The sequence below is a fragment of the Mesorhizobium sp. M7A.F.Ca.CA.002.09.1.1 genome, from assembly GCF_003998555.1.
GTDB lineage: Bacteria > Pseudomonadota > Alphaproteobacteria > Rhizobiales > Rhizobiaceae > Mesorhizobium > Mesorhizobium ciceri.
Window position 1 is genome coordinate 1 of sequence record NZ_RZRR01000007.1, and the last position, 22598, is coordinate 22598.

The 22598-nt window shown below is 61.2% G+C and carries 23 protein-coding genes; 8 read left to right on the top strand and 15 right to left on the bottom strand.

Annotated elements, in window-relative coordinates; translation table 11 throughout:
• Nucleotides 1-131 precede the first annotated feature (131 nt).
• From EN994_RS00815 to EN994_RS00850, 8 genes are all read right to left on the bottom strand, one after another.
• Complete coding sequence (locus EN994_RS00815) at nt 132-1295, bottom strand: AAA family ATPase (RefSeq protein WP_013530277.1); 1164 nt, start codon at nt 1293-1295, stop codon at nt 132-134.
• Complete coding sequence (locus tag EN994_RS00820) at nt 1292-1879, bottom strand: TadE/TadG family type IV pilus assembly protein (protein WP_244514262.1); 588 nt, start codon at nt 1877-1879, stop codon at nt 1292-1294. The genes EN994_RS00815 and EN994_RS00820 overlap by 4 nt, the downstream gene beginning before the upstream one ends.
• 41 nt (nt 1880-1920) lie before the next feature.
• Entirely contained in the window at nt 1921-2415 is a 495-nt protein-coding gene (locus tag EN994_RS00825; protein WP_063170088.1) for a TadE/TadG family type IV pilus assembly protein, read from the bottom strand.
• A gap of 7 nt (nt 2416-2422) precedes the next feature.
• Nucleotides 2423-3943 carry a pilus assembly protein TadG-related protein gene (locus tag EN994_RS00830; protein ID WP_063170089.1) on the bottom strand — a complete coding sequence of 507 codons (1521 nt, stop codon included), beginning with the start codon at nt 3941-3943 and terminating at the stop codon, nt 2423-2425.
• Nucleotides 3944-4014: 71 nt separating this feature from the next.
• Nucleotides 4015-4287, bottom strand: a complete 273-nt coding sequence (locus EN994_RS00835; RefSeq protein ID WP_245459162.1) for a hypothetical protein — start codon at nt 4285-4287, stop codon at nt 4015-4017.
• A gap of 4 nt (nt 4288-4291) precedes the next feature.
• Nucleotides 4292-5737, bottom strand: coding sequence for a type II and III secretion system protein family protein (locus tag EN994_RS00840; protein WP_063170091.1), 1446 nt, complete (start codon nt 5735-5737; stop codon nt 4292-4294).
• Nucleotides 5738-5790: 53 nt separating this feature from the next.
• Nucleotides 5791-6825 (bottom strand): Flp pilus assembly protein CpaB, encoded by a 1035-nt coding sequence (gene cpaB, locus EN994_RS00845; RefSeq protein ID WP_063170092.1) that lies wholly within the window; start codon nt 6823-6825, stop codon nt 5791-5793.
• A gap of 78 nt (nt 6826-6903) precedes the next feature.
• Entirely contained in the window at nt 6904-7128 is a 225-nt protein-coding gene (locus EN994_RS00850) for a Flp family type IVb pilin (protein WP_063170093.1), read from the bottom strand.
• Between the two features lie 531 nt (nt 7129-7659).
• Here EN994_RS00850 and EN994_RS00855 point away from each other — a divergent pair.
• The 6 genes from EN994_RS00855 to EN994_RS00880 all read left to right on the top strand — a co-directional run bounded on the left by EN994_RS00855 (nt 7660) and on the right by EN994_RS00880 (nt 13483).
• On the top strand, nt 7660-9048 hold the full coding sequence (locus EN994_RS00855) for a CpaF family protein (RefSeq protein WP_063170094.1): 1389 nt from the start codon (nt 7660-7662) through the stop codon (nt 9046-9048).
• On the top strand, nt 9048-10016 hold the full coding sequence (locus tag EN994_RS00860) for a type II secretion system F family protein (RefSeq protein WP_063170095.1): 969 nt from the start codon (nt 9048-9050) through the stop codon (nt 10014-10016). The genes EN994_RS00855 and EN994_RS00860 overlap by 1 nt, the downstream gene beginning before the upstream one ends.
• Nucleotides 10017-10034: 18 nt before the next feature.
• A complete protein-coding gene (locus EN994_RS00865; RefSeq protein ID WP_063170096.1) occupies nt 10035-10985 on the top strand; it encodes a type II secretion system F family protein in 951 nt (316 codons plus the stop codon).
• Nucleotides 10986-11037: 52 nt separating this feature from the next.
• Nucleotides 11038-11580: a tetratricopeptide repeat protein gene (locus EN994_RS00870; protein WP_063170097.1), complete on the top strand. Its 543-nt coding sequence runs from the start codon at nt 11038-11040 to the stop codon at nt 11578-11580.
• A gap of 1 nt (nt 11581) precedes the next feature.
• A complete protein-coding gene (locus EN994_RS00875; RefSeq protein ID WP_063170098.1) occupies nt 11582-12121 on the top strand; it encodes a prepilin peptidase in 540 nt (179 codons plus the stop codon).
• A 219-nt stretch (nt 12122-12340) separates the two neighbouring features.
• Entirely contained in the window at nt 12341-13483 is a 1143-nt protein-coding gene (locus EN994_RS00880; RefSeq protein WP_063170099.1) for a hypothetical protein, read from the top strand.
• A gap of 19 nt (nt 13484-13502) precedes the next feature.
• Here EN994_RS00880 and EN994_RS00885 read toward each other — a convergent pair whose 3' ends face one another.
• The 6 genes from EN994_RS00885 to EN994_RS00910 form a co-directional block, all read right to left on the bottom strand.
• Entirely contained in the window at nt 13503-14450 is a 948-nt protein-coding gene (locus EN994_RS00885) for a nucleoside hydrolase (protein ID WP_024502284.1), read from the bottom strand.
• Nucleotides 14447-15460 carry a nucleoside hydrolase gene (locus tag EN994_RS00890; RefSeq protein ID WP_082826727.1) on the bottom strand — a complete coding sequence of 338 codons (1014 nt, stop codon included), beginning with the start codon at nt 15458-15460 and terminating at the stop codon, nt 14447-14449. Before EN994_RS00890 ends, EN994_RS00885 begins: the two co-directional genes overlap by 4 nt.
• A gap of 11 nt (nt 15461-15471) precedes the next feature.
• The gene (locus EN994_RS00895; RefSeq protein ID WP_013530293.1) at nt 15472-16458 is read right to left on the bottom strand and encodes an ABC transporter permease; all 987 of its coding nucleotides are present in this window, start codon (nt 16456-16458) and stop codon (nt 15472-15474) included.
• Nucleotides 16446-17486 (bottom strand): ABC transporter permease, encoded by a 1041-nt coding sequence (locus EN994_RS00900; protein WP_082826652.1) that lies wholly within the window; start codon nt 17484-17486, stop codon nt 16446-16448. The genes EN994_RS00895 and EN994_RS00900 overlap by 13 nt, the downstream gene beginning before the upstream one ends.
• Nucleotides 17483-19060, bottom strand: a complete 1578-nt coding sequence (locus tag EN994_RS00905; RefSeq protein ID WP_063170102.1) for an ABC transporter ATP-binding protein — start codon at nt 19058-19060, stop codon at nt 17483-17485. The genes EN994_RS00900 and EN994_RS00905 overlap by 4 nt, the downstream gene beginning before the upstream one ends.
• A gap of 88 nt (nt 19061-19148) precedes the next feature.
• Nucleotides 19149-20153 (bottom strand): BMP family ABC transporter substrate-binding protein, encoded by a 1005-nt coding sequence (locus EN994_RS00910; RefSeq protein WP_013530296.1) that lies wholly within the window; start codon nt 20151-20153, stop codon nt 19149-19151.
• Between the two features lie 253 nt (nt 20154-20406).
• Here EN994_RS00910 and EN994_RS00915 point away from each other — a divergent pair, with 253 nt between their 5' ends.
• Both EN994_RS00915 and EN994_RS00920 read left to right on the top strand, forming a co-directional pair.
• Entirely contained in the window at nt 20407-20991 is a 585-nt protein-coding gene (locus EN994_RS00915) for an amino acid synthesis family protein (protein WP_063170103.1), read from the top strand.
• Nucleotides 20988-21572: an amino acid synthesis family protein gene (locus EN994_RS00920; protein WP_063170104.1), complete on the top strand. Its 585-nt coding sequence runs from the start codon at nt 20988-20990 to the stop codon at nt 21570-21572. The genes EN994_RS00915 and EN994_RS00920 overlap by 4 nt, the downstream gene beginning before the upstream one ends.
• A 3-nt stretch (nt 21573-21575) precedes the next feature.
• Here the strand turns inward: EN994_RS00920 and EN994_RS00925 are convergent.
• A partial coding sequence (locus EN994_RS00925; protein ID WP_127307369.1) for an amidohydrolase family protein occupies nt 21576-22598 on the bottom strand: 1023 nt, incomplete at its 5' end.

Here is a 22598-nt window from a genome sequence, read left to right on the forward strand (position 1 = left end):
GGCTGGGCCCCATCGCCGGCAGCGGCGGCCGCTCCGAAAGTGCTGATCGCGCCTCGGCGAAGCCGTGGACGGACAGCGCCAACGCCATGCCGAGCACGCAGGCGCCGGCGAGCTTTGGGGCGATCCGGTATCTATCGGGCAGCGTCATCGAGCCGCTCTTTGAACATCCGCTTCAGATCCTTGTTGAAGCGCGCCCGCCCATCCACTTCGGAAGGCGGGATGGCCCTGTTCAGCGCATCGGTCAGAAGCGCGTTGTCGAGCGCGACCGACTTGATGTGCGGCGCCTTGAAGATCTTTTCGAGCTCGCTGCGCGAAAAATGGTTCCCGAACCATTTGCGCTTGTGCTTGTTGGCGACCAGCGTGATGCTGACCGCATTGCCGCGCAGCTCGCGGATCTTCTTGTAGAGCCGCTTGCCTTGCCGCAGCGACGCGACATTGAGTTCGAACACGATGAAGATCTCGTCGCTCGTCGACAGCACGGAATTGTGCCAGGGCGTTTCCAGATTGGGCAGGTCGATAACGATGTCGTCGAAGCGGTAGGCGACGAGGTCGAGCAGGCGGAAGACGAAATCGCTGCCATGCGGCTCGAACGGCAGTTGCGGCCGCTCGAATGCATAGAGGGTGAGGCCGGACGGGCGCGACAGCTTGATGACGTCCATCAGCTCGACATCGAGCCGCTCCGGCTGGCCGATGATGCCGGCAAGGTCGAACTGGTTGAACAGATTGAGATAGGCGCCGCAATTGGCGCTCTGGAAATCCAGGTCCACGAGACAGGTGGACGCCGCGCGCTCGCCCGATTTCGACGCCAGGAATTCGGCCGCCGACAGCGCCAGCGTCGTGGCGCCGGCGCCGCCGCTGGCGCTGATGAAGGTGATGATCCGGCTTTTGGTTCCCTGGTTGCCGGTGTCGTGGAAGGTCACCGCATTGAGCAGTTCCTTGCCGTCGAGCGGCTTGTGCAGCCAGTCCGAGGCGTTCATGCGCACCAAAACGCGCGTCTGCTCCGAGCTCAGCTCGTCGGAAACCGCGATCAGCGGCACGCTGGCCCACAGTGCGCGCGCCTCGACGATGCCGGGCCTGCCGAGCAGCTCGCCATTGCCGAGATCGAGGATGACGATGCCCGGGCGTGTGTCCGCCGGCGGTCCTTTCAGAAAATCGCTCGTCTCGGAAACCCTGACGTCATAGATCGCCAGCGCATCGAGCCGCGTCGCCACATCGCGCTTGAAATTCGGATCCGACGAAAACAGCGCCACCTGCTTGCGCTTGGTCGGCGTAACCTTGGTGTTGATGGCGTTCATGGCCAGGTACTCTTCATGTCTTCGCCCGTGACCGTGCTCAGCATGGAGGGCATTGTGATGTTGTTGAAGCCGAGCAGTCCGCCCAGGAAGAAAAACTGGAAGGGATGGTTGGTGATGCTCACCGTGATGGTCGGCACCGGTCCGCTGGGACGCGTCCAGTAGCCGAGGCCGGAAGCCTGGTATTGAATCCTGACTTCGGACTTGGCCAACATCGGCAGGAATGTCTGCATTCCGGGCCGGCTGCTGTTGCCGCTGAAAATGAAATTAAAGGCATCTTGGCTTACATTGAGGTTCTGGCACGTAGCGCCTGTGCCGCAAACGCAAGAGACGCTTCCAGCGGTGTTGGCGGTGCAGATATAGTTGTAAGTGTTTGCGGGTACCGCAGTGCCGACTTTAGTTAGGTCGGTCTGCGTTATCGTCTCGGCCAGGAGCCCGCTGGCGACAGGTGTAGAAATCTGCGCCAGCCTTGCGCCGGCTTGCACCGCCTTATTCCCGGCATTCCATTGGTAAAAGGCGTAGCCGAAATCGATGAAGCCAAGCAAAAGCGTCAACAGCAGCGGCATCACTATGGCCATTTCGACCATTGTCGTTCCGGACTGGCTAGCCCAAAACTTGGTGCGCCCCATCACCATCCAATGACCCGTTCCTGATGGGATACACTGAGGGTCAGGGCTCCAAAGCCAAGATACGACCAGAATCCAACGTCCGGATAAGAATAGGAGGTGCTGACGTCCACGACATCGACTTTGGTCGTGCTGCTGAGATAAAGTTGCGTGCCCGTGGCGGCATCAACCGCGTCCAGCGAGACCGCCTTGGTGATGTCAACCGCCGCCGGCAGCCATCCGGTCACTCTGGCGCTGCCGTTAGCGACCGCCCCATTGGCAGCAAGGTTCTGGGCTCGGCCCTTGCAAGTCGCCCAATCGCTGCTGCATCGTGCCATGTAGCGCCCCGCATCCTCAACGCCAGCTTCGAGAAGCATCCGCGTATTCAGGATGTTGGAGAACTCGAACACACCGGCCGATAACAGCAATACGAGTGGTATCGTGATCGCGGCTTCCACCAAAGCGGCGCCACTTTCGTCGCCTTGGAACCGTCCAATGATTCTGCGGAGCCTGGTCATGTCAGCGCTACCGATACAACTGGGCTTCGTTGCGGAATGCTTTGTCTACCAGGGTGTTGTTGGCAAATCCGCCATCGACATCGACGATCTCAAGGCTGATAGCCTTCTCGGCGCCTGTACCGTCCGGATTGTCCTCGTCGTTGGGATTCACCTTCTGGATAGGGTTGTTTATGAAGACGCTTGCATAGCCATCCGGTCGGACTGCGGTGTGGCCGTTCAGCTTCGCCTGGTTTGCTTTGCAATCGATAATGGCCATGTTTATCAGCCGGCGGCTCGGATCCGCCTTGGTGAGGTCCCCCTTGTAGCAGGAAGGCGTTCCAACTTCGTTCGAAGGCCCTTTCGATTTGTCGCCCACGATTCCGGCCGCGATTTCATAGTTGTAGACATCATACCTGGAGGCGGGAACGTTCCGCTTGAGAGGGTCGGTCTTCGCCGGGAGGTTTGGATACGCTGCGTTCTTATGATTGGCGGCCCAGTAGGCGGTCCAGAAGGAATTCGCCGCGATCGGCAGCGTCATGCCCTTAGCGGAGTCATAGCCGGTGCCATCCGGGAGAGGCAACGCGGAACCATCCGTCGCGACATCAAACTTGTTGCAATTGCTGTTCTTGCTGGCCCCCTTGCGGACATTGCTCGCCGGGCGGTAGCCAAGGTCTGTGTTATTTTTCAGATTGCCCTGATAGAGATCGAACCGGACATTCAGGCCAGTATTGACCTGACCCAAGGTGACACCCGTTTTCGTGGTCAGCGAAGTGCGGCTGTAGCAGGTGCCGGCGGTCCCCTTGGCCATCCCCTCCTGTATCGAGGTCAGGCCGTTTTCCAGCAGGCCAAAGTTGCCCGGGCCGGGGTTGCTATCGACTTTCAGAATACGAAATTCGCGGCTATAGGTGTCCCCCGACGCGAACGCCTGCTGGATCGTTTTGCTGGTCAACGGGTCGGTCGTCTCGAACGGATTGCACATGAAGATCGGCACCGTTTCGCAGATCGACTGGACAAATCCGGCCACAGCCTGAGGTCTGATGTCGAATGTGTTGCTGCCGCTGACAACGCTTGCCGGAAAGATCGCTTCGAAGGCCCCGGCACCATCCGCCAGGCCGGACGGGTTCACGGTCACCAGTGAGAATGTCACGGCTTTAGGGTCGGTGCTTGCCCAGTTCACACCATTGGCGTCGACACCAGCGGCACTCAACTTGATGCTGTCGTCGGCCGGTATCCCGGTCAAGTATGTAACGGTCACATCGGCTAGAGCGAGTGTATGATCGCCTGCCGTTGAAAACTTGGTCTTGTTGGTGAGAAGGGTAGTCTTGGCCAGATTGGCTCTGGTGATCGAATCCGATCTGCCATCCAGTTCCGCTGCCGTTGCCAGAGCAAGGGCATCAACTCCCTTTTGCAGATCGTTGTGAAGTCCGTTGGCTCGGCTCATATCGATGGCCAGCAGAGCGAAGCCGATAAGCACGGGCAGCATGATTGCCACGAGGATCATCGCGATGCCGCGTTGATCGTTCCAGAAGGCACGAATGGTCCCCAACATGACCTTACTCTCTGCTTTCCTGCGCCAGAGCCCCTCGCATGCCCGGCGCCCTGCGCATCCCTTCGTTCAGTTCACTGTGTCACACCCGACCCGCCGACATTGACCGTGATCGCTGGTGGCGGCGGCGGTGGCGGTGGATATTTGTAGCCTTGGGCAACGGCTGCGGCGCGTGCGCCGTCGCCTTCGATATGTGTGTTTCGGGACGCCGGGTTGAGCGGGTCGACCGTCTGCAGCAGCGAATTGAACTTCTGCGTGTCGCCGGCGGCCAGGGTCACCGAATCATAATGGTTCAGATAGTCCGCGGCGCAGCCCGACAGGGCGCTGGCGCACAGAATGAGGATCAAGGCGCTATTTCTTGACATAGAGCATCTTGTCCTTCGATTTGAAGTCGAGCATGTGGCCATAGGGGCCGGTGACGCCTTCGCCGGTTTCATATTTGCGGACCATGTCCTTGGTCACTTCCAATTGGCCGAGCACGAAGAACTCCGGATCGTTGGCGGGCCGTGTCTTGTCGAACGGTGTCGCCAACTGCTCCCCAGGCTTCACCGGCCGCACGATATGCGGCGTGACGATGACGACCAGCTCGGTCTCTTCCTTCTGGTTGCTCGAACTGCGAAACAGCGTCCCGATCACAGGCACTTGGCCGAGCCAAGGCACCTGATCCTGGAGCTTGGTGGTCTTGCTGGACAGAAGCCCGCCGACGGCGAAGCTCTGGCCGTCGCGCAATTCGACGACGGTCGACAATTTGCGGTTGGTGAAGATCGGGTCGCCGGCGGTGGTGAAGCCGGTCAGGTCACTGACCTCCGGCGCCAGGTTCATATGAATCTTGCCGTCGTCGAGTACGACCGGCGTGAACAGAAGATTGACGCCGAATTGCTTGTACACGATGTTTACCTGGCCGTCCTTGTCCAGACTGCGAATAGGCACTTCACCACCGGCGTTGAAGCTGGCCTGCTCGCCGGAAAGCGTGGTGAGGTTGGGGTTCGCGAGCGTGCGCACCGCGCCTTTGGACTCGAGCGCCTCTATGATCAGGTCGACCTTGATGTTGCTGTCGATGACGCGCGTGATAAGCGCTCCGAAGGGCGCCGAGTTGGACAGGAGGCCGCTGAGCAGACCGCCCGGTCCGAGCACGACACCGTCCTCGTCAACGGCAGCAACACCGGTACCGGTACGGGTTGTGCCATCGCCGTTCCTGCTTTTGATCGACACGCCGAGGTCGCGGCCGGTGTTGCGCTTGGCTTCCAGCACGCGCACTTCCAAATTGACCTGCTGGCTGTCGTCGACGATGACGGAGTTGATGACGGCATCGGGTCCATATTGCTGCGCAACCGCCATGATCGCCGCCAGCGTAGCGCCATCTTTCACATGCCCGCCAAGCCTGACCCTGCCATTGACCGAGCCCACTTCGATGCGCGACTTTGGCGCGACCTGGCGGATCGCCTGCGCCATGTCGCTGACATCGACGCCGACCTCGATCTGGAGGGCGCCGAGCGAGCGCTTATCGGTGGAGAACAGATTAACCGTGGTGGTGCCGGCGCCCTTACCGATGACGTAGAGCGTGCGGTCGGTCATTGGCTGGGCATCGGCGATCTTCTCGTCGCCAACGACGATGTCGCCCAGATTGGCACTCACCTGGATCGTCACCGATTGCGACATCGGCAGGAAAATCCGATGAACGCTGGGGGTCGACACATCGATGAAGCGGTCGGCCGCATTGGCCGCCAGGCCCGACAGCAACAGCGCCCCTAGGCACGACAACGCGGCCGTCGCTATCCCTAAGCAATATCCCCGCATCCCCGTCTCCCCACTCGCTGCCGGTGGCAGTCCCGTTTATTAGCCGCACCTTATCATGGTTGTCGCGGCACGTCATATGTCTCGAGCTTCACACCCCGAAAAACGCCGATCGTTGCCCGCGCCGGCGGCTCAGGCTGCACATATTTGACCACTTCCTTGACGACCGGCTGCGGTGCCGCCATCACGATCGGAGCAGGCTTTACCTTGCCCAACTCGTCGAGGCGGCTTCCCACCCGCTCCACAGCCTGCGTCAACCCGGCAATCTTGTCCTCGGCGCGCTTGCGCTCGGCTGTAGCCTCCGCTTCGGCCGCTGCCTTCCTGTCGAGCTCCGCCTGCCTGGCGGCGACATCGGCCGGCGTTTCGCCGGTCAGGTCGGAAAGCGTCACCCGCTCGGTCATTTCGCCCTTGCTGGCGGCGGCCTGGCGAAGCGCCAGCGACAATTGGCCGGCGCCTGCCGCAAGCGTCAGCTTCTGCGCGTCCTTGGTGCTGGCTTCCAGCGTTACGGACTTCACCACGGTTGGGCTGTCCTTGCTCACATCGGCCACCTGGTCGATGGCGAGCACCTTCATGCTCTGCAGCAGCACATCGACGAAACTCTTGTCCGCTCCATCATCGCCGCGCACCGTTCGCGTCAGCAGCACATCGACCCGGTCACCCGGGAAGACGAAGCCGGCGACGCCGAGCACGTCGTTCACCCTGATGGAAACAGCTTTCATGCCTTCGCCAAGCACCGCCGAAAGTGTGGCGCGTTGGCCTGGCCCAGTGATCTTGCTGGCGAGGACTGGTTCGTTGGTGCTGATGGTCTGAAGCGCTTGCCTTGTACCTTCGCCGGCCAAGGCTTCCTTTGTCGTCTTGAAAGCGCCTGCCGGTATTGCGCCCGCCGGCCATGCGACTTCGCGCAATGTGTCCGCACTCAGCGCATCGCCGAATTTCAGTGGTATCGCCGCAACCACGACAGTGCTGCCTTGAACAATACCCGTTTGCGCCATGGCGCTTCGCTGGCCAGCCAGCCAGATATTGACCAGCACAACCGCCAGGACACCGAAAATACCGGCAAGAACGATCATGATGAGTGTGTTCGCGCGCATGGTCCCAAAAACCCCAAGAAAGGCAACATATCGGGCAACAGGGACCCGGATCAGATCCGGGTCCCGATTGGAAAATGATCAGGGACCAGGAGTAGCCGTAGCAACAGTACAGTTCGTCACGCCAGCAACGCCCGTCAGCTTGCTGCAGAGATTGGTGAACGAGCCGTTCACCCACACTCCGATAGCGATGATCGTCACGATCGACGCCGCGGCAATGATGCCGATGAGGATGGAATATTCGACCATGGCAGCGCCGTTTTCATCGTCGCGGAACTGCCGGGTCATCGTCATGAGCTTCTTCATGTCAATTTCTCCCTTTGGAGGTTGGAACCCGACGAGACAGAGCAAGAGATGAAATCCATACCCAAGCATCCCCCGTCATCTCGATCCTAGGTCCCGAGAAAATGCAGAGTCAAACGACATTAAGGGTTCCTTAACTTTCATGTACCTGATTCGGCAAGAAGGTGGCAAAGTGAAATCTTATCAAGGGATTGATTCTTTTCATTTTTCGATCGCCCTTAACCATTCATTCACAATTTAGCCGCTCATGTGGCGAAACCGTGGAAGCATTAGAAGAAATGCATATTCCTTTATATCTAAGGACTTAAGCGGGAGTTTTGCTAATTTTCGCGGCGCGGGCGCATGAGCCTGAGAGCTGAGGATAAATTTGGGGAACTCCGCATGCCCTCTGCACCAAATAATCAAGGGATTTGCGGTCCTTGATCTTAACTATGCCGAAAGTAATGGCTGTGCGCCGGGCATCCAGGCGCTTGTGCGCTCGTTGGTTAACGTTTAGTTTCCGCTAATGCGTGTCCGAGGGGAGTATAAGCAATTATGCTGGGACGGTTCATCAAGGGGCCAAGCGAACAGCAGGCAGTGACAAAGGTCGAGCCGCTGGCGGTGCAGCCTGTTGCTCCGGCTCTTCTGCCAGCCGTTGATATTCAATCGCATGGTGACGATTTCCTGACGATCAAGGTCGAGCTGCATCGCCACTTGATCGACCGGTTCAACCTGACCGCGCTTGAAAGTGCTTCCAAGGATGAGATCCTGAACGAGATCCGTCCAATCGTGCGCGAGTTCGTTCGCGCTCGCGCGGTGCCGCTGAATGCGCGCGAACTCGATCAACTCACCAGCGACACCGCCGACGAGATGCTGGGCCTCGGGCCGATCGAACCGCTGCTCAAGGATGATTCCATTACCGACATCCTGATCAATACTCACAAGCGCGTTTTCATCGAGCGGCGGGGCATCGTCGAAGAGACGCCAATCCGGTTTCGGGACGAGGCCCATCTGCTGCGCGTCATCAACAAGATCGTTTCGGCTATCGGCAGGCGGGTCGATGAATCGTCGCCCATGGTCGATGCCCGGCTGGAAGACGGCTCACGTGTCAACATCGCGGTGCGGCCGGTCTCGGTCGACGGCCCGCTGGTATCGATCCGCAAATTCTCGAAGAATCCCTATTCGCTCGAACGTTTGATGGCATTCAATTCGATCCGTCCGCCGATGATCGACCTGCTGCGGATCGCAGTCCAGGCGCGCAAATCGATCCTGGTTTCGGGTGGCACCGGCAGCGGCAAGACAACGTTGCTCAACGCCTTGTCGAGCTACATCCCTTCGAAGGAGCGGCTGATCACCATCGAGGATGCGGCAGAACTGCAATTGCAGCAGCCGCATGTCGGCCGGCTCGAGACGCGCCCGCCCAATGTCGAGGGCAGGGGCGAGGTTCGCCAGCGCGAATTGCTGAAGAACGCGCTGCGCATGCGACCGGACCGCATCATCGTCGGCGAGGTGCGCGGCGAGGAAGCTTTCGACATGCTGCAGGCAATGAACACCGGCCACGAAGGCTCGATGACGACAATCCATGCCAACACGCCGCGCGATGCGATCTCGCGGCTGGAGCAGATGGTCGGCATGGCCGGCATGCCGATGACGCATGATTCGATCCGGGCGCAGATCGCCTCCGCCATCGACATCATCGTCCAGACACAGCGTCTCTCGGATGGCGGCAGGCGTGTCACCTCCATATCGGAACTGACCGGCATGGAGGGCAATGTCGTGCAGCTTCAGGAAATCTATCATTTCGTCCGCCGTGAGGTGACGGCCGAGGGCAAGGTCGTCGGAGACTTTCGCGCAACCGGTGTCCGTCCGCGCTTCGCTCCAGAGGCGGCGACGCTTGGCCATCATTTTGCCAAGGACGCCTTCAACCCGCAGGTTGCCCTCTGATGCCGACTGGTCAAGCTCTGCTATACTTCATCTACATGCTGGCGGCAGCCTCGGTCATCCTCGCCGGCGAAGCTCTTTATCTTTCATTTGCCGGCCGCCGCTCTCGGTCTCTAGCAGTCAATCGCCGATTGAAGCGGCTCGCTGGCGACGTCCCGGCCGAACAAACGCTACAGGGATTGCTGCGGGAGCGTGGCCTCACTGACTCCGGCGACTTTCTTTTTGGAATGGTGTGGCTGAACAGACTCTATACTCAATCCGGCATCACCGGAAATCCCCTGACGTTCGCCGCGACATTCCTGCTCGTCGGACTAGCGATGGCGTTGCTCCTGGTACTCTTCAATTTTTCCGCTTTGGCGTCGCTTCTTATCTTTCTGGTCGTAGGGCTTGTCCTGCCGCTTCTCGTCCTCCGGCGCGCCCGCAACAAGCGAATCCAGAAGTTTGCCAAACAGCTGCCGGACGCGCTCGACATGATCGTTCGTTCGCTGCGCGCCGGACACCCGGCTTCGGTCGCCATCGGTCTGGTCGCGCGCGAAATGCCGGATCCGCTCGGCACCGAGTTCGGCATCGTCTCCGATGAGATCACTTTCGGTCTCAGCATCGAGCAGGCTGTGCGAAAGCTTTCGCAGCGTGTCGGCTTCGAGGGTCTTCAGTTGCTGTCGGTATCCCTGTCGATCCAGGCCAAGACCGGCGGTAATTTGACCGAAATCTTGTCCAACCTATCCTCGGTACTGCGAGAAAGGCAAAAGCTTCGAATGAAAATTCGGGCGCTTTCCGCTGAAGGGCGCGTATCGGCCTGGATTATATCACTGTTTCCGCTCGTCATGTTCTTGATCCTTCAACTTCTTGCTCCCTCCTATTATGGAGGCGTGTGGCACGATCAGCTCATTTTCCCAGTCTTCACCGTATTCGGGGTGTGGGCTTTGTTGGGGGATTTCATCATGTATCGAATGGTTAATTTTGATTTCTAACAGGGGCGACGAATAAAATTGTTTTCGAATATTCAGGATCTGGGTTTCTTGGTATCTATCGTCGTGTTTGCGGCGGCGGCATCTTTTTTCCTGTTCGGTGCGCTCGTCTTCCTGCCGGCTCTGCAAACACGAAAGCTCGTCGCGCAGAGCCTGATGGGCGAAGGAATTACAGACCGCCGGTCAATGCTTGGACAGGACGTGCTTGCCAAGCTTGCGGCACAACGGCCAGTCGACGCCTACTTCAAGTCGATCGAAAAGGAGCGCGATGAGCCGAATGCTTTGGAGGCGAAGCTCTTTCGTGCCGGCTTTTACAAATCAAGTGCACCGCTGGTTTACACCCTGTCCCGTCTGGTTGCAGTCTGCATTGGGTTTTTGGCCATCTATGCCCTGCTGTCGCGGGTCCTTCCACCACAGCTGCCTGGTTTCATAACCTTTGCCGGCTCTGCTTTGTTCGGCCTGGCCTGCATGGTGATTCCGAGCATCATGCTCGATCGCTTCGAGAATGGTCAGAAACGAATCTATCGCCGTGCCTTTCCCGACTTCATGGACATGATGATCACATGCGCCGATGCAGGCATGAGCCTTGAGGCGGCGGTCGAACGTGTGAGTCACGAAATGGCTGCCACCCACAAGTGGCTGGGGATCCAACTGTCTATCATGAATTTGCAACTGCGCGCCGGCAAGCCGTTGCGGGAGGCGTTACGGGAACTCGCCGATCGCATAGGCCTTGAGGAGGCGCGGGCACTAGCGGTGCTGTTCCGGCAATCGGAAGAACTCGGCACCAGCCTCACCGATGCCTTGCGTGTTTATAGCGCCGAAATGCGCAGTCAGAGAATTCTGAGTGCCGAGGAGCGCGCCAATTCACTCCCGGTCAAGATGATGATTCCGTTGGGTCTCTGTATATTCCCAGTCGTGATGGTGGTGATCATGTTGCCGGTCATCATTCGCATGAGAGGCGTTTTCTTCTAGTTTAGTATATCATTTGGCCCTAATGTGAGTCGGGGGCCCAGGGGACGGACGTATGAAGAGGGTTATCGCGGCCGCGGCCTGTCTGCTCATGGCGGTGCTTGCCGGTTGCCAGACGGCGGACACAACCGACGGTGTCGTGCGCACCAACGAGCCGTCGAAGGGCGACGTGACGTCTTTTGGCGATGCTTTCGACGGACTGAAAACGGTCGGCGACGTCGAATACTATGCCTCGGACCAGGCGGTCGCGGAAGCCAAGAACCAGTTCCGCGCCGAGAATTACGGCAATGCCGGCGCACTGTTCTTCAAGGCGACGCAACTGGCACCCAATGATGGTAACGCCTGGATGGGGCTGGCCGCCTGCACCGACCGGATCCACCGCTTCGACCTGTCCGACCGGGCCTATGCCAGGGCCTTCAAGCTGGGCGGCGCGACGCCCGAATATTACAACAATGTCGGCTATTCCTACCTGCTGCGCGGCAAGTTACAGGATGCCCGCTCGAACTTCCTCAAGGCTTACGAGCTGGCGCCCAACGACCCGACCGTCGCCAACAATCTGAAGCTTTTGTCGTCAAGCGTGCAGAACGTCGAGCGCTAGCATGTTGCTTGCCGAAGCGCTGCTGCTGAAGGTGCTCGCAATCCCTCTGCTGGCCAGGATTGCCTGGCTCGATTTCACCACCCAGAAAATTTCCAATCGCGACGTGCTGCTGCTGCTCTGTCTGGGCGCCGGGGGCCTGCTGTTGCTGTCGCTCCAATCCGGGTCGTGGTGGGACATGGGACTGAGCACCAGTGCAGGGCTTCTGTTGTTCGTCGCGCTCTTGCCCTTCTGGGCCTTGCGCAAGATCGGCGCCGGCGATGTCAAGCTGATAGCAGTCGTGCCCTTCCTGATCAGCGGCAGCGGTCTCGCGGTGTTTTCGGTGCTGCTCCTGGTTTTCGCCTTGGCCACTGCCGCGATCGTGAAAAACCCATTCCTGCTGCCGGCGGGCGCTTTTCGGCTCATCGTCCAGCATCTGGACCGCAAGGGGGTGGTGCCGTTCGGCGTGCCGACCTCGCTGGCCGCGATCTGTACGCTGGCGTTCCTGATCTACAAGAGCTTGATCCTGGCGAGCAGTTCTGGGATCCTCAATCAGCTCAACTGACCTCGACAGTTCGCGCGGCTGAACGCGCTGCGATCGACACTTCCCCGAAGCCTTCGCCGGCGCGTTGGCTGACGGAACAAACGAAAACCCGCCTGTGCGGCGGGTCACTGGCGCAAATCAGCACCATGGACAAAAATGTACCATAGCTGAGTGCAGGGAGTCAAGAAAAAATTCCTATCAGGTTGATGGCTAGATAAACAATCACAGGGAGAAGGCAGCATGGCACTTCACCTTTCGGCGGATGCTCCGGTCTCGGTCGCGGCGCCTCCACAGAAATATCTATTTGGTCCGTTCATCGATTTTTTCATGCTCGGCGGGAGCGCGTTCCTGATCCTGCCGATCCTGTTCTTTGTGCCTCTTAGATACGAGGGCGTTGTGGCGGCGGTAATGCTCTTGCTCGCCAATCTGATAAACCATCCACATTTTGCCCACTCGTATCAGATTTTCTATCGCGATTTCGGGCGCAAGGTGCGCGGCGACGGATATGACAGGAATCTCCAGATCCGCTACATCATCGCGGGCATTGCCGTCCCAATGATCATGGTCGCTTTCTTCGCCTATGGCTCCGTAACCGGCAACGCCCGCCTGCTGGGATATGCCACCAACGCGATGGGCTTTTTCGTCGGCTGGCACTACGTCAAGCAAGGCTATGGCATGCTGATGGTGGACGCGGTGCTGAAGCGCAAATTCTTCAGCGACCAGGACAAGAAAGCGCTGCTGTTCAACGGATATGCCGTGTGGCTGTTCGCCTGGCTCCAGACAAACGTGGTGATCACCGAAAGGCAGTACTGGGGCCTGGACTACTACACATTCGCTGTCCCGCCCTGGCTCCTCAACATCGCGCTCGCGGTCGCCGCTGCCTCCTCGGCGGCCACCGCCGTGATGTTCGTCAATCGCTGGCGCAAACATGGCGGCGCGCTGCCGTATAACGGCGTCGTCGCTTACGTCGTGTCGCTCTATGCCTGGATTCTGTTCGTGGCCCTAAATCCGCTTTGGCTGCTCGTGGTGCCGGCGCTCCATTCGTTGCAGTATCTGGCGGTGGTCTGGCGTTACCAGACCAATGTCGAGCGCGACCGCGCGGATGCCGTCAAGGATCCGGAATTCAGGGTGCTGTCCATTCTTGGGCCGATGTACAGGCTGCGGGTGCTGATATTCATCGTCGCCGGCACAATTCTCGGTGCTCTCGGTTTCTGGCTCGTGCCGATGGCGCTAAGTGCCCTGGTTCCCTACGACAAACAGGTGCTCGGCTCGTCGCTTTTCCTCTTCATCGCGTGGATATTCATCAACGTGCACCATTACTTCCTGGACAATGTGATGTGGCGTCGCGGCAACCCGGAAGTCTCGAAATATCTGTTCCGCTAACCCTCAGTCCGTTGGATGTTCAGTCCCGCAGGAGATCGAACATCAGCTTGAAGAAGCGGTCCGCGTCGACCTCATGGGCGATGCGGGCATTGTCCTTTTCACCGCGCTCGCCCCAGTAGTCGGCGATGGTCGCGCCGAAGGCGTAGGTGCCGGACAGGTCGACGCCGATATGGGCAGGGCGAGTGCGCACCAAGGTCGGGTCGATGGCCAGCGCCAGCGCCAGCGGATCGTGCATGGCGCCGCCGACGCCCATCGAGTTGCGGTGCAGCTTCTCGTAGAACAGCAGCCAGTCGTTGACGAGCCGGCCGAGCGGCGTGTCGATGGTGGCGAGTTCGGCATATTGCGGCGCCTCGATCAGCACCTGCATGGTGACGTCGAGGCCGACCATCAGGATCGGCACGCCGCTGTCCAGCACGATCTTCAGCGCTTCGGGATCGCAGAACGCGTTGAATTCGGTCGGCGTGATGATCTCGCTCTTGCGGTAGAACACGCCGCCCATCCAGATCAGTTCCTTGATCTTGGGCAGCACGTCGCGATGCTTGAGGATCATCAGGCCGATATTGCTGAGCGGGCCGGTGGCAACGACCAGGATCGGTTCGGGCGCGGCGCGCAGCCTGTCGGCCAGGAAATCGACGGCATGCTGGTCAACCGGCTTGATCGTCGCCTGCGGCAGGTAGGGCGAGCCCTCGAGCCCGCTCGGGCCATCGGCGGTGCCGAGCACCAGCGGGCGCGCCAGCGGGCGGTGACAGCCCTGCGCGACAGGCACGTCGCCGGCGCCGATATACTCCAGGATGCGCAAGGCATTGGCGGTCGTCTTCTCGACTTCCGCATTGCCGCAGGTCGTGGTGACGCCGATGAGTTCGATGGCCGGCGAGCGATGCGCCATGACCAGCGCGATGGCGTCGTCGTGGCCGGGGTCGCAGTCGAACAGGATAGGAGTTGGCTTGGTCATCATGTCGTCTTTCACGCCGCCCGCTCGTAGCGCGCTATGGTTTTCTTGAAGCCGTCGAGGAAACGCCGGCCGTCCAGGCCGGTGCAGATGCGGGTGGTCTTGGGCCCGCCGCCGGGCAGCAATTGCCGGCCGCGATAGGCGACGGTCTGGCCGCGCGCCAGCCTGCCGTCGAGCACGACGTCGGCGAACAGCGGCTCGGTCATCGTCGCCAGGCCGGGATCGAAAGCCAGCGCCACGGTGATCACGTCATCCATCGGGAACCCGACGAGGTCGAAGAATTCGCGCCAGATGTCGATGTAGATCGGGAAGCTGTCGGCGATCATCTCAAGGACGGGATTGTCCTTGGCGACGGCCTGCATGTCGGCGATGTCGTCGCGCGTCAGCATCGAGTCGGCGACGCGGTTGTCCTCGCAGATGTCGAGGGGGACGAGGATCTTCTCGACATCGGCGTTGAGCACGATGCGCGAAGCCTCCGGATCGGCCCAGATGTTGTATTCCGACAGGGGTGTGATGTTGCCCGGCGTCTGGAAATTGCCACCGAGCACGATCAGCCGCTTGAGTGCACCGGTCAATCGCGGCTCCTGCAACAGCGCCATCGCCGCGTTGGTCAGCGGGCCGGTCGTCACCAGCGTGATCTCGCCCGGATTGGCCATGACCGTCTCGATGATGAAATCGACCGCATGTCCCGACGTGGCCTGCCGCACCGGCGTCGGCGCCGGCGGGTTGAACTTCTTCAGGCGATCGCCGAAGCGGGCGACAAGCCGTTTTTCGAAATGCACCGGCGCCTCCATGTCGGCCTTGGCGTTGCCGACGATCGGCCGCCACGCGCCGGCGTGAACCGGGATATCGTCACGCCCGGCGAGCGTCAGCGTGTTGAGGACGACGTTGGTGACCTGTTCGATCGGGCCGGCCGCACCGGTCACGGTGGTCACGCCCTCGAGCCGGAGTTTGGGATTGACCGCTGCAAACAGCACGGCGAGAATATCGTCGCCGGCTGAATCCACGTCGAGGATTATGCGTTCCATAAAGGCTTCCTTCACTGGGGATTTTTGCCGCCGGGTTCGGTGTTCCTGTCTACCGACAGCAGTTTCCGCATCGATTCCAGCGTCTCCGCGATGATCCTTGGACGCGCCCGGTAGGACAGCGCGAACAATGCGATCAGCGCAACGACATAGGGGACGGTGAGAACCAGGTAGGACGGATAGCCAAACGTCTGCAGGCGCAACGAAAAGGCATCGGCGAAGCCGAACAGCAGGCAGCCGGCCAGCACCTTCAGCGGATCGCCGTTGGAAAAGATCAGGATCGCCACCGCCATGAAACCACGGCCCGACGACATGTTTTCGGTGAACATGGTGATGTAGCCGAGGGACAGATGCGCGCCGGCGAGGCCCGCCAGCAATCCGCACAGCAGGGATGCGATGTAGCGGACGCGGGTGATCGAGATGCCAAGCGCCTCGGCGGCTTCCGGCTTTTCGCCGACGACGCGGATATAGAGGCCGAGCCGCGTCCTGTTGTAGCAGACGACCAGCAGCGGCACGGCGATGAAGGCGGCATAGACGAGCGGCGTGAAGCCGGAGATCAGCGGCGCCCAGGAGCCGAGAAGGTCGCGGGCGCCGGGCAGCTGGACTTTCGGCAGGCCGACGATGCCATGACCGACGATCGAACCGCGCGTGCCGAAGATCGCTTTCATCAGCGAGATCGTCATGCCGCCGGCCAGGATGTTGAGCGCCAGCCCGACGACAACTTCATTGGCCTTGAAGCTCACCACCAGGACAGCAAAAACCAGGGCGAAGACGAGCGCCGCCGCAACGCCGCAGGCGACGCCCGCCAGTGCGGAACCGGTCCAGATCGAACCAAGGACGGCGAAGAAGGCGCCGACCAGCATCTGCCCCTCGAGGCCGATGTTGAAGATGCCGGCCTTGGTGGTGAACGAGCCGCCAAGCGCGACCAGAAGGATGGGCGCGGTGGTGCGAAGCGTCGCCGCGATCAGCGCGACGTTGATGAGCTTGTCTAGAATTTCCATCGCCGCTCCCCTGCCTGGCTGTCGCCGCGCTTTCTCACCAGCACCTGGGCCGACACGCTGAGGATGATCAGCGCCTGGATCACGGTGATGATTTCGCGCGACGCGCTGGTATCGACCTCAAGCAGCAGCGATCCGTTGCGCAGGGCGCCGAAGAACAGTGCGGTGAAGATGGTGGCGACCGGCGAGCCATTGGCGAGCAGGGCGGCGATCAGCCCGTCGAAGCCGAAACCGGGAGCAAATCCTTCCATGAAGCGGTGGTGGACGCCGAGCGTCTCGACGCCGCCGGCCAGCCCGCCGACGGCCCCCGAAAGCAGCAGGACCAGGAAGCCCTGCCGTTTCACGTTGACGCCGCCATATTCGGCGAATTTCGGCGCCGAGCCGACCATCGTGACGCCGTAACCCCATCTGGTGTAGCGGAAGACAAGGGCCGCGCCGACCGCCAGCACCAGGCCAATGACCAGGCCCCAGTTCAACCGCGAAAAAGTGAAGATCTCCGGCAGATAGGATGTCGCCAGGATCGGCGGCGTCTCCGACCAGCCGCCCGGCCGCTTGAACAGGAAGATGGTGAAATAGGATGTGAGCAGCACCGCCACGTAGTTCGACAGGATCGTCGAGACGACCTCGTTGGTGTTGTAGCGGGCGCGGAAATAGGCGGGGATGGCGACCCAGGCCGCGCCTGCCACGATCGCCAGCGCCAGTGCTGCCAGCGTGTGGATGCCCGCGGGCAGGGGCATGGCAAAGCCGACCCAGGCGGCGGCGAAGCCGCCGAGGAACAGCTGGCCCTCGATGCCGACGTTGAACATGCCGCCGCGCAAGCCGATGCAGGCAGCGACACCGCAGATCAGGATCGGCGTCGTCTGCAGCAAGGTCCCGGCAATCTTCTCCTGATCGCCGAAGGCGCCGCGCAACAGTGTCATGAACACACGCACCGGGCTTTCGCCGACCATGAGGATGATGATCGCGCCCATCAGCAGTGCCACGCCGATGGCGATGACCTGGCCGGAAACGGCATGCAAATGGTCTTTCATGATGCGGTCTCCGCGGCGAATTCCGGTGCGGCCACGCCTGCCATCATCATGCCGATGCGCTCCTCGTCGGCGTCATCGCCAGAGACCTCGCCCATGATCCGCCCGTTGAACATCACCAGGATGCGGTCGGCAAGGGCGGCCAGTTCGTCGAGTTGCACGGAAATCAGCAGGATCGCGCGGCCGGCGGCGCGCTGGCGCATGATCTCGTCATGAATGGCCTCCTGGGCGCCGATGTCGACGCCGCGCGTCGGCTGGTCGATCAGCAGGAAATCGGCGCCATTGGTGAATTCGCGTGCCAGAACGACCTTCTGGATGTTTCCGCCCGAAAGCCGCTTGACCGCATCGCTCGGTCCGCGCGCGCGAATATCGAAGCTCTTGATCAGCGTTTCGGCGTTTTGATTTATGGCATTCCAGTTGAGCATGCCGCCACGACTCCATGGTGCACGATGCTGGCGGCCCATCAGGGTGTTGGCCGCTATCGAAGCGTTGCGATCGACCCCGCGTACCATGCGGTCGCCTGGAACATGGGCGAGGCCTGCCTGGCGGATCGCGGCGGGCGAGAGATCGGTGAGATTCTGGCCCTTCAGCCAGGCCCCGCCATGGCTTGCCGGCCGCAGGCCCGAAAGCACTTCCGCCAGCTCCGTCTGTCCATTGCCGGCCACACCCGCGATCCCCACCACCTCGCCGGAGCGGACCGTGAAACTGGCATCGCGAAGGGCCGGCAGCAGGCGATCGTCGCGCGCCCACAGATCCTTCACTTCGAGCACTACGTCGCCGTGCAGCGAAGCGCGCGGCCGGCGGTCGAAGCTGACCTCGCGGCCGACCATCATGTGCACCAACTGGTCCTTGCTGAGCTCGGCCGTCGGCCGGGTCGCCACCTTCCTGCCGTTGCGCAGCACCGTCACCGTGTCGGACACTTCCATCACCTCTTCCAGGTGATGCGAAATGAAGATCACCGTCATGCCCTCGGCCACGAAGCTGCGCAGCGTCTGGAACAGTTCGCGGCTTTCCTGCGGCGTCAGCACCGCGGTCGGTTCGTCGAGGATGATGGTGCGCGCGCCGCGCACCAGGACCTTCAGGATTTCGATGCGTTGCTCTATGCCGACCGAGAGCAGCCCGACGCGCTCGGTCGGATCGACCTGCAGGCCGAAGCGCTTCGACAGGTCGCGCGTTCGCGCCACCTGCGCAGCGTGGTCGATAAGTCCATGGCGACGGATTTCCATGCCGAGAAAGACGTTGTCGGCAACCGAGAGCGAGGGAACCAGCTTGAAATGCTGGTGAACCATGCCGAGGCCGGCCTTTATCGCGACGGACGGATCGGCGATCACGATCTCTTCACCGTTCAGCCGGATCGAGCCTTCGTCCGGCTGCAAGAGGCCGAACAGGATGTTCATCAGCGTCGTCTTGCCGGCACCGTTCTCGCCGATGATGGCGTGGATCTCGCCGCGGCGGACCGCAAGGTCGATGCCGTCATTGGCCACGAATGCGCCAAAACGCTTGGTGATGCCGGTCAACTCGACGGCCATCGCGGCATTGCTGTGGAGGGTCGGCGACCCCGGCGTGTTCGACAACATGGCTCTCGCAGATTGGACACTGATCCGCCGCGGCAAGCCGCGGCGGATCAGTCTAGCGCTTTCTTGGGAGGGAGGCGCTGGTGTTGGCTTATTTCGCCTTGGCGATCACGATCTTGCCGTCGACGATGCCCTTTTTGATCTCGTCGAGCTTGGCGGTCATCTCTGCCGGGATCTTGGCGGCGATGTCATCGCAGACCTTGACCTCGACACCGCCCGAGGCGAGGTCGAAAGTGCGGGTGCCGGCGGTGATCTTGCGGCCCTCGACCTCGTCCTTGATCAGCGTATAGACGGCGATGTCGCCGCGCTTCAGCATGCTGGCGAGCACATTTCCGGGGGCCGAGCCGCACATGTCGATGTCGACGCCGATCGAATATTTGTCGACCGCGGCACTTGCCTGCATCACGCCTTCACCCGTCGGGCCGGCGACGTTGTAGACAATGTCGGAGCCTTGGCCGTAAAGCGCCTGGGCAAGTTCGCTTCCCTTGGCCGGGTCGTCGAAGGTTCCGGCGAAGACGGAGTTCACCTTGACGTCGGGCGCGGCATATTTGGCGCCTTGCTCGTAGCCGCCCAGGAAGTTGCGGATCACCGGGATATCGCGGCCGCCGACAAAGCCGATGGCCTTGCCGTCGCCGATCTTGTCGAAGGCGGTGCCCTTAGCTTCGATCATGCCAGCAAGCGCGCCGGCGACGAAGGATCCCTGCTCCTCGGCGAAATTGGCGTAGATCATCTTGGGGTTGTCGAGGACGCCATCGATGAACACGAAGCGCTGGTCGGGATATTCGGCGCTGACCTTTTGCAGCGAGTCCACCAACTCCCAGCCCATCACGAAGATGAGGTCGTATTGCTTGCCCTTGGCGAGATTCTCGAACTGCTGCTGGTAGTCGAGCGCGCGATTGCCGGTGTCGACCAGCTTGAGGTCGATGCCGAAATCGGTCTTGGCCTTGTTGAGGCCGTTGACGATCGAAACGCCAAAACCCTGTGCGAAATATCCCGAGATCGCGGCCACGGAAACCTTGGCCTGTGCGGCGGCCGGTCCGAACGAAATGGCAAGCATCGTGCCGGCCAGAAATAAACTCTTGAGCGCCCTTTTCATGTCATTCCCCTTCAGCTTTTTTCAGCTTTTGAAGCCACGCTTTGACCATCCCCCACACATCGCCGGGACAACGGCGAGTTCGTTGATGGTCATATGAGTTTAGGAGCGGCTTAACAGGCTGTCAATCGTCATCCGATGCAGTTTTCTTGGCCCTTCGCCCGCTTGCTCGACGTCTGTGCTTGACAAATGTCGATAGGCATAATTGTTGATACTCTAACGAGTTTTATGAACGACGGGATGAAGGAAGAGAACAATGCCGGCTGTGGTGGTCAGGAAATTTCTGGTTCAGATCGAAGAGATATTCCATGAGGGCGGACCCCACGCGGCACGTCCGCTCAAGCGAGGCGCGATCGTCGCGCTCATCGCCAACCCTTTTGCCGGACGCTATGTCGAAGAGATCACCGGCTTCATGGAAGACCTGAAGCCGCTCGGTCTCGATATGGCTCGGCGCCTGATCGACTCCATTGGTGAGGGCGGCCAGGCCATCGAAGGTTATGGCAAGGGTGCCATAGTCGGCGCCGCCGGCGAGCTTGAACATGGCGCGCTCTGGCACAATCCGGGCGGCTACGCGATGCGCGAACTGCTCGGCAATGCCAAGGCGATCGTGCCTTCGACCAAGAAAGTCGGCGGCCCCGGAACGCGCATCGACATCCCGATCACGCACATAAACGCCTCCTATGTGCGCAGCCATTTCGATGCAATCGAGATCGGCATTGCCGATGCGCCGCGCAGCGATGAAATGGCGGTCATCCTGGCGATGACCACCGGCGCACGCGTTCATGCACGGGTCGGCGGCCTTGCCGCCGCCGACATCAAGGGTGAGGACGGACTGCGATGAGCCCGGAAATCCGCCGTATCATCACCATCGTCGAGGAAACCCGGATCGAAGGCGGGCGGCCCGTCGATCCGCCGACGCGGCGTGCCGCAGCCATTGCGGTCATCCGCAACCCCTATGCGGGTACCTACGTCGAGGATCTGTCGGCACTCAGCGCCATCGGCGAAGCGTTGGGAGATATCTTGCCCAGGCGCGCCGTCGCTGCTCTGGGCATTGCCGGCAACCGGGTCGAGAGCTTCGGCAAGGCGGCCGCCGTCGGCGCCGATGGCGAGCTCGAACATGCCGCCGCCATCCTTCATCCAAAGCTCGGCGCCCCGTTCCGCGACGTGCTCGGCAAGGGCGCCGCGCTCATTCCCTCATCGAAGAAGCGCGGCGGCCTCGGCGTGCCGCTCGATATTCCGCTCGGCCACAAGGACGCGGCGCGGGTGCGCAGCCATTTCGACGGCATGGAGGTTCGTGTTCCCGACGCACCGCGTGCCGACGAGATCGTCGTCGCTATCGCCGTCACCGATTCCGGCAGGCCGCACCCGCGCGTCGGCGGGCTGACCAAGGACAAGATTGTCGGCATTGACGGCGTCGGCTGACCGTCAGGCCGCCAGGACTTCCGGCACCCGCATCGCCGGAGGCGTATTTCTGCTCCGGCCTGTCCGCACCTCGCCGTCGATCACGACCATGCCAATGCCTGGAAGATTGCCGAGCGCCACGCTGTCGAGCAGCCCGTCGCCGGCACCGCCGATCGCTTGATCCATGAAGATCAGGTCGGCGGCGCGCCCCACCTCGATGATGCCGCGATCATCCAGTCCGCGCACGCGCACCGTGTTGCCGCTGGCAAAACAGAACGCCACTTCCGGCGCGATACCACCAAGCGAAGCCAGCATGGTCAGGGTCCGCAGGATGCCGAGCGGCTGGACGCCGGATCCGGCCGGGCTGTCGGTGCCGAGGATGACGCGCGAAAGTTCGCCGCGCTGCCTTGCCAGGTCGAGCACGAACAGTCCGGTGCGCAGATTGCCGTTATGGACGATTTCAAGCGCCCTCGAACCCTTCTCGCAGATCTGCCGTATTTCCGCCTCGGGCAGGGCGGTTGGCCCGCCATTGACGTGGGCGACGATGTCGGCGTCGACCTCCAGCACGACATCCGCGCCGATGCGGCCGGAGCCGGGCAGCGACGGGCCGCCTGTGTGGGTCATCGAGGTCATGCCGTATTTGCGCGCCCAGGCGATCATCTTCCGGCCGGTCGGCCCATCCTTGACGCCGCCAAGCCCGACCTCGCCGACAAGCGTCACGCCGGCCTCGGCGAGACTGCGGAAGTCTTCCTCGGTAAGGCCGGGTTCCAGGATCGGTGCCCCGGCCAGGATCTTCATGCCGTTCGGACGGAAGTTGGAGAAGGTGCGCTGCGCCGCGATCGCCAACGCCTTCAGCCCGACAAGATCGCGCGGTCGGCCCGGCGTGTGGACTTCCCCCGCCGAGATCATGGTGGTGACGCCGCCATGCACGGTCGAATCCATCCAGCCGATCTGGTTCTGCCGGGGCGTCCAGTCGCCGGCCACCGGATGGGCGTGGTTGTCGATAAGACCCGGCGCGACCGCACAGCCCATCGCATCGATGATCGT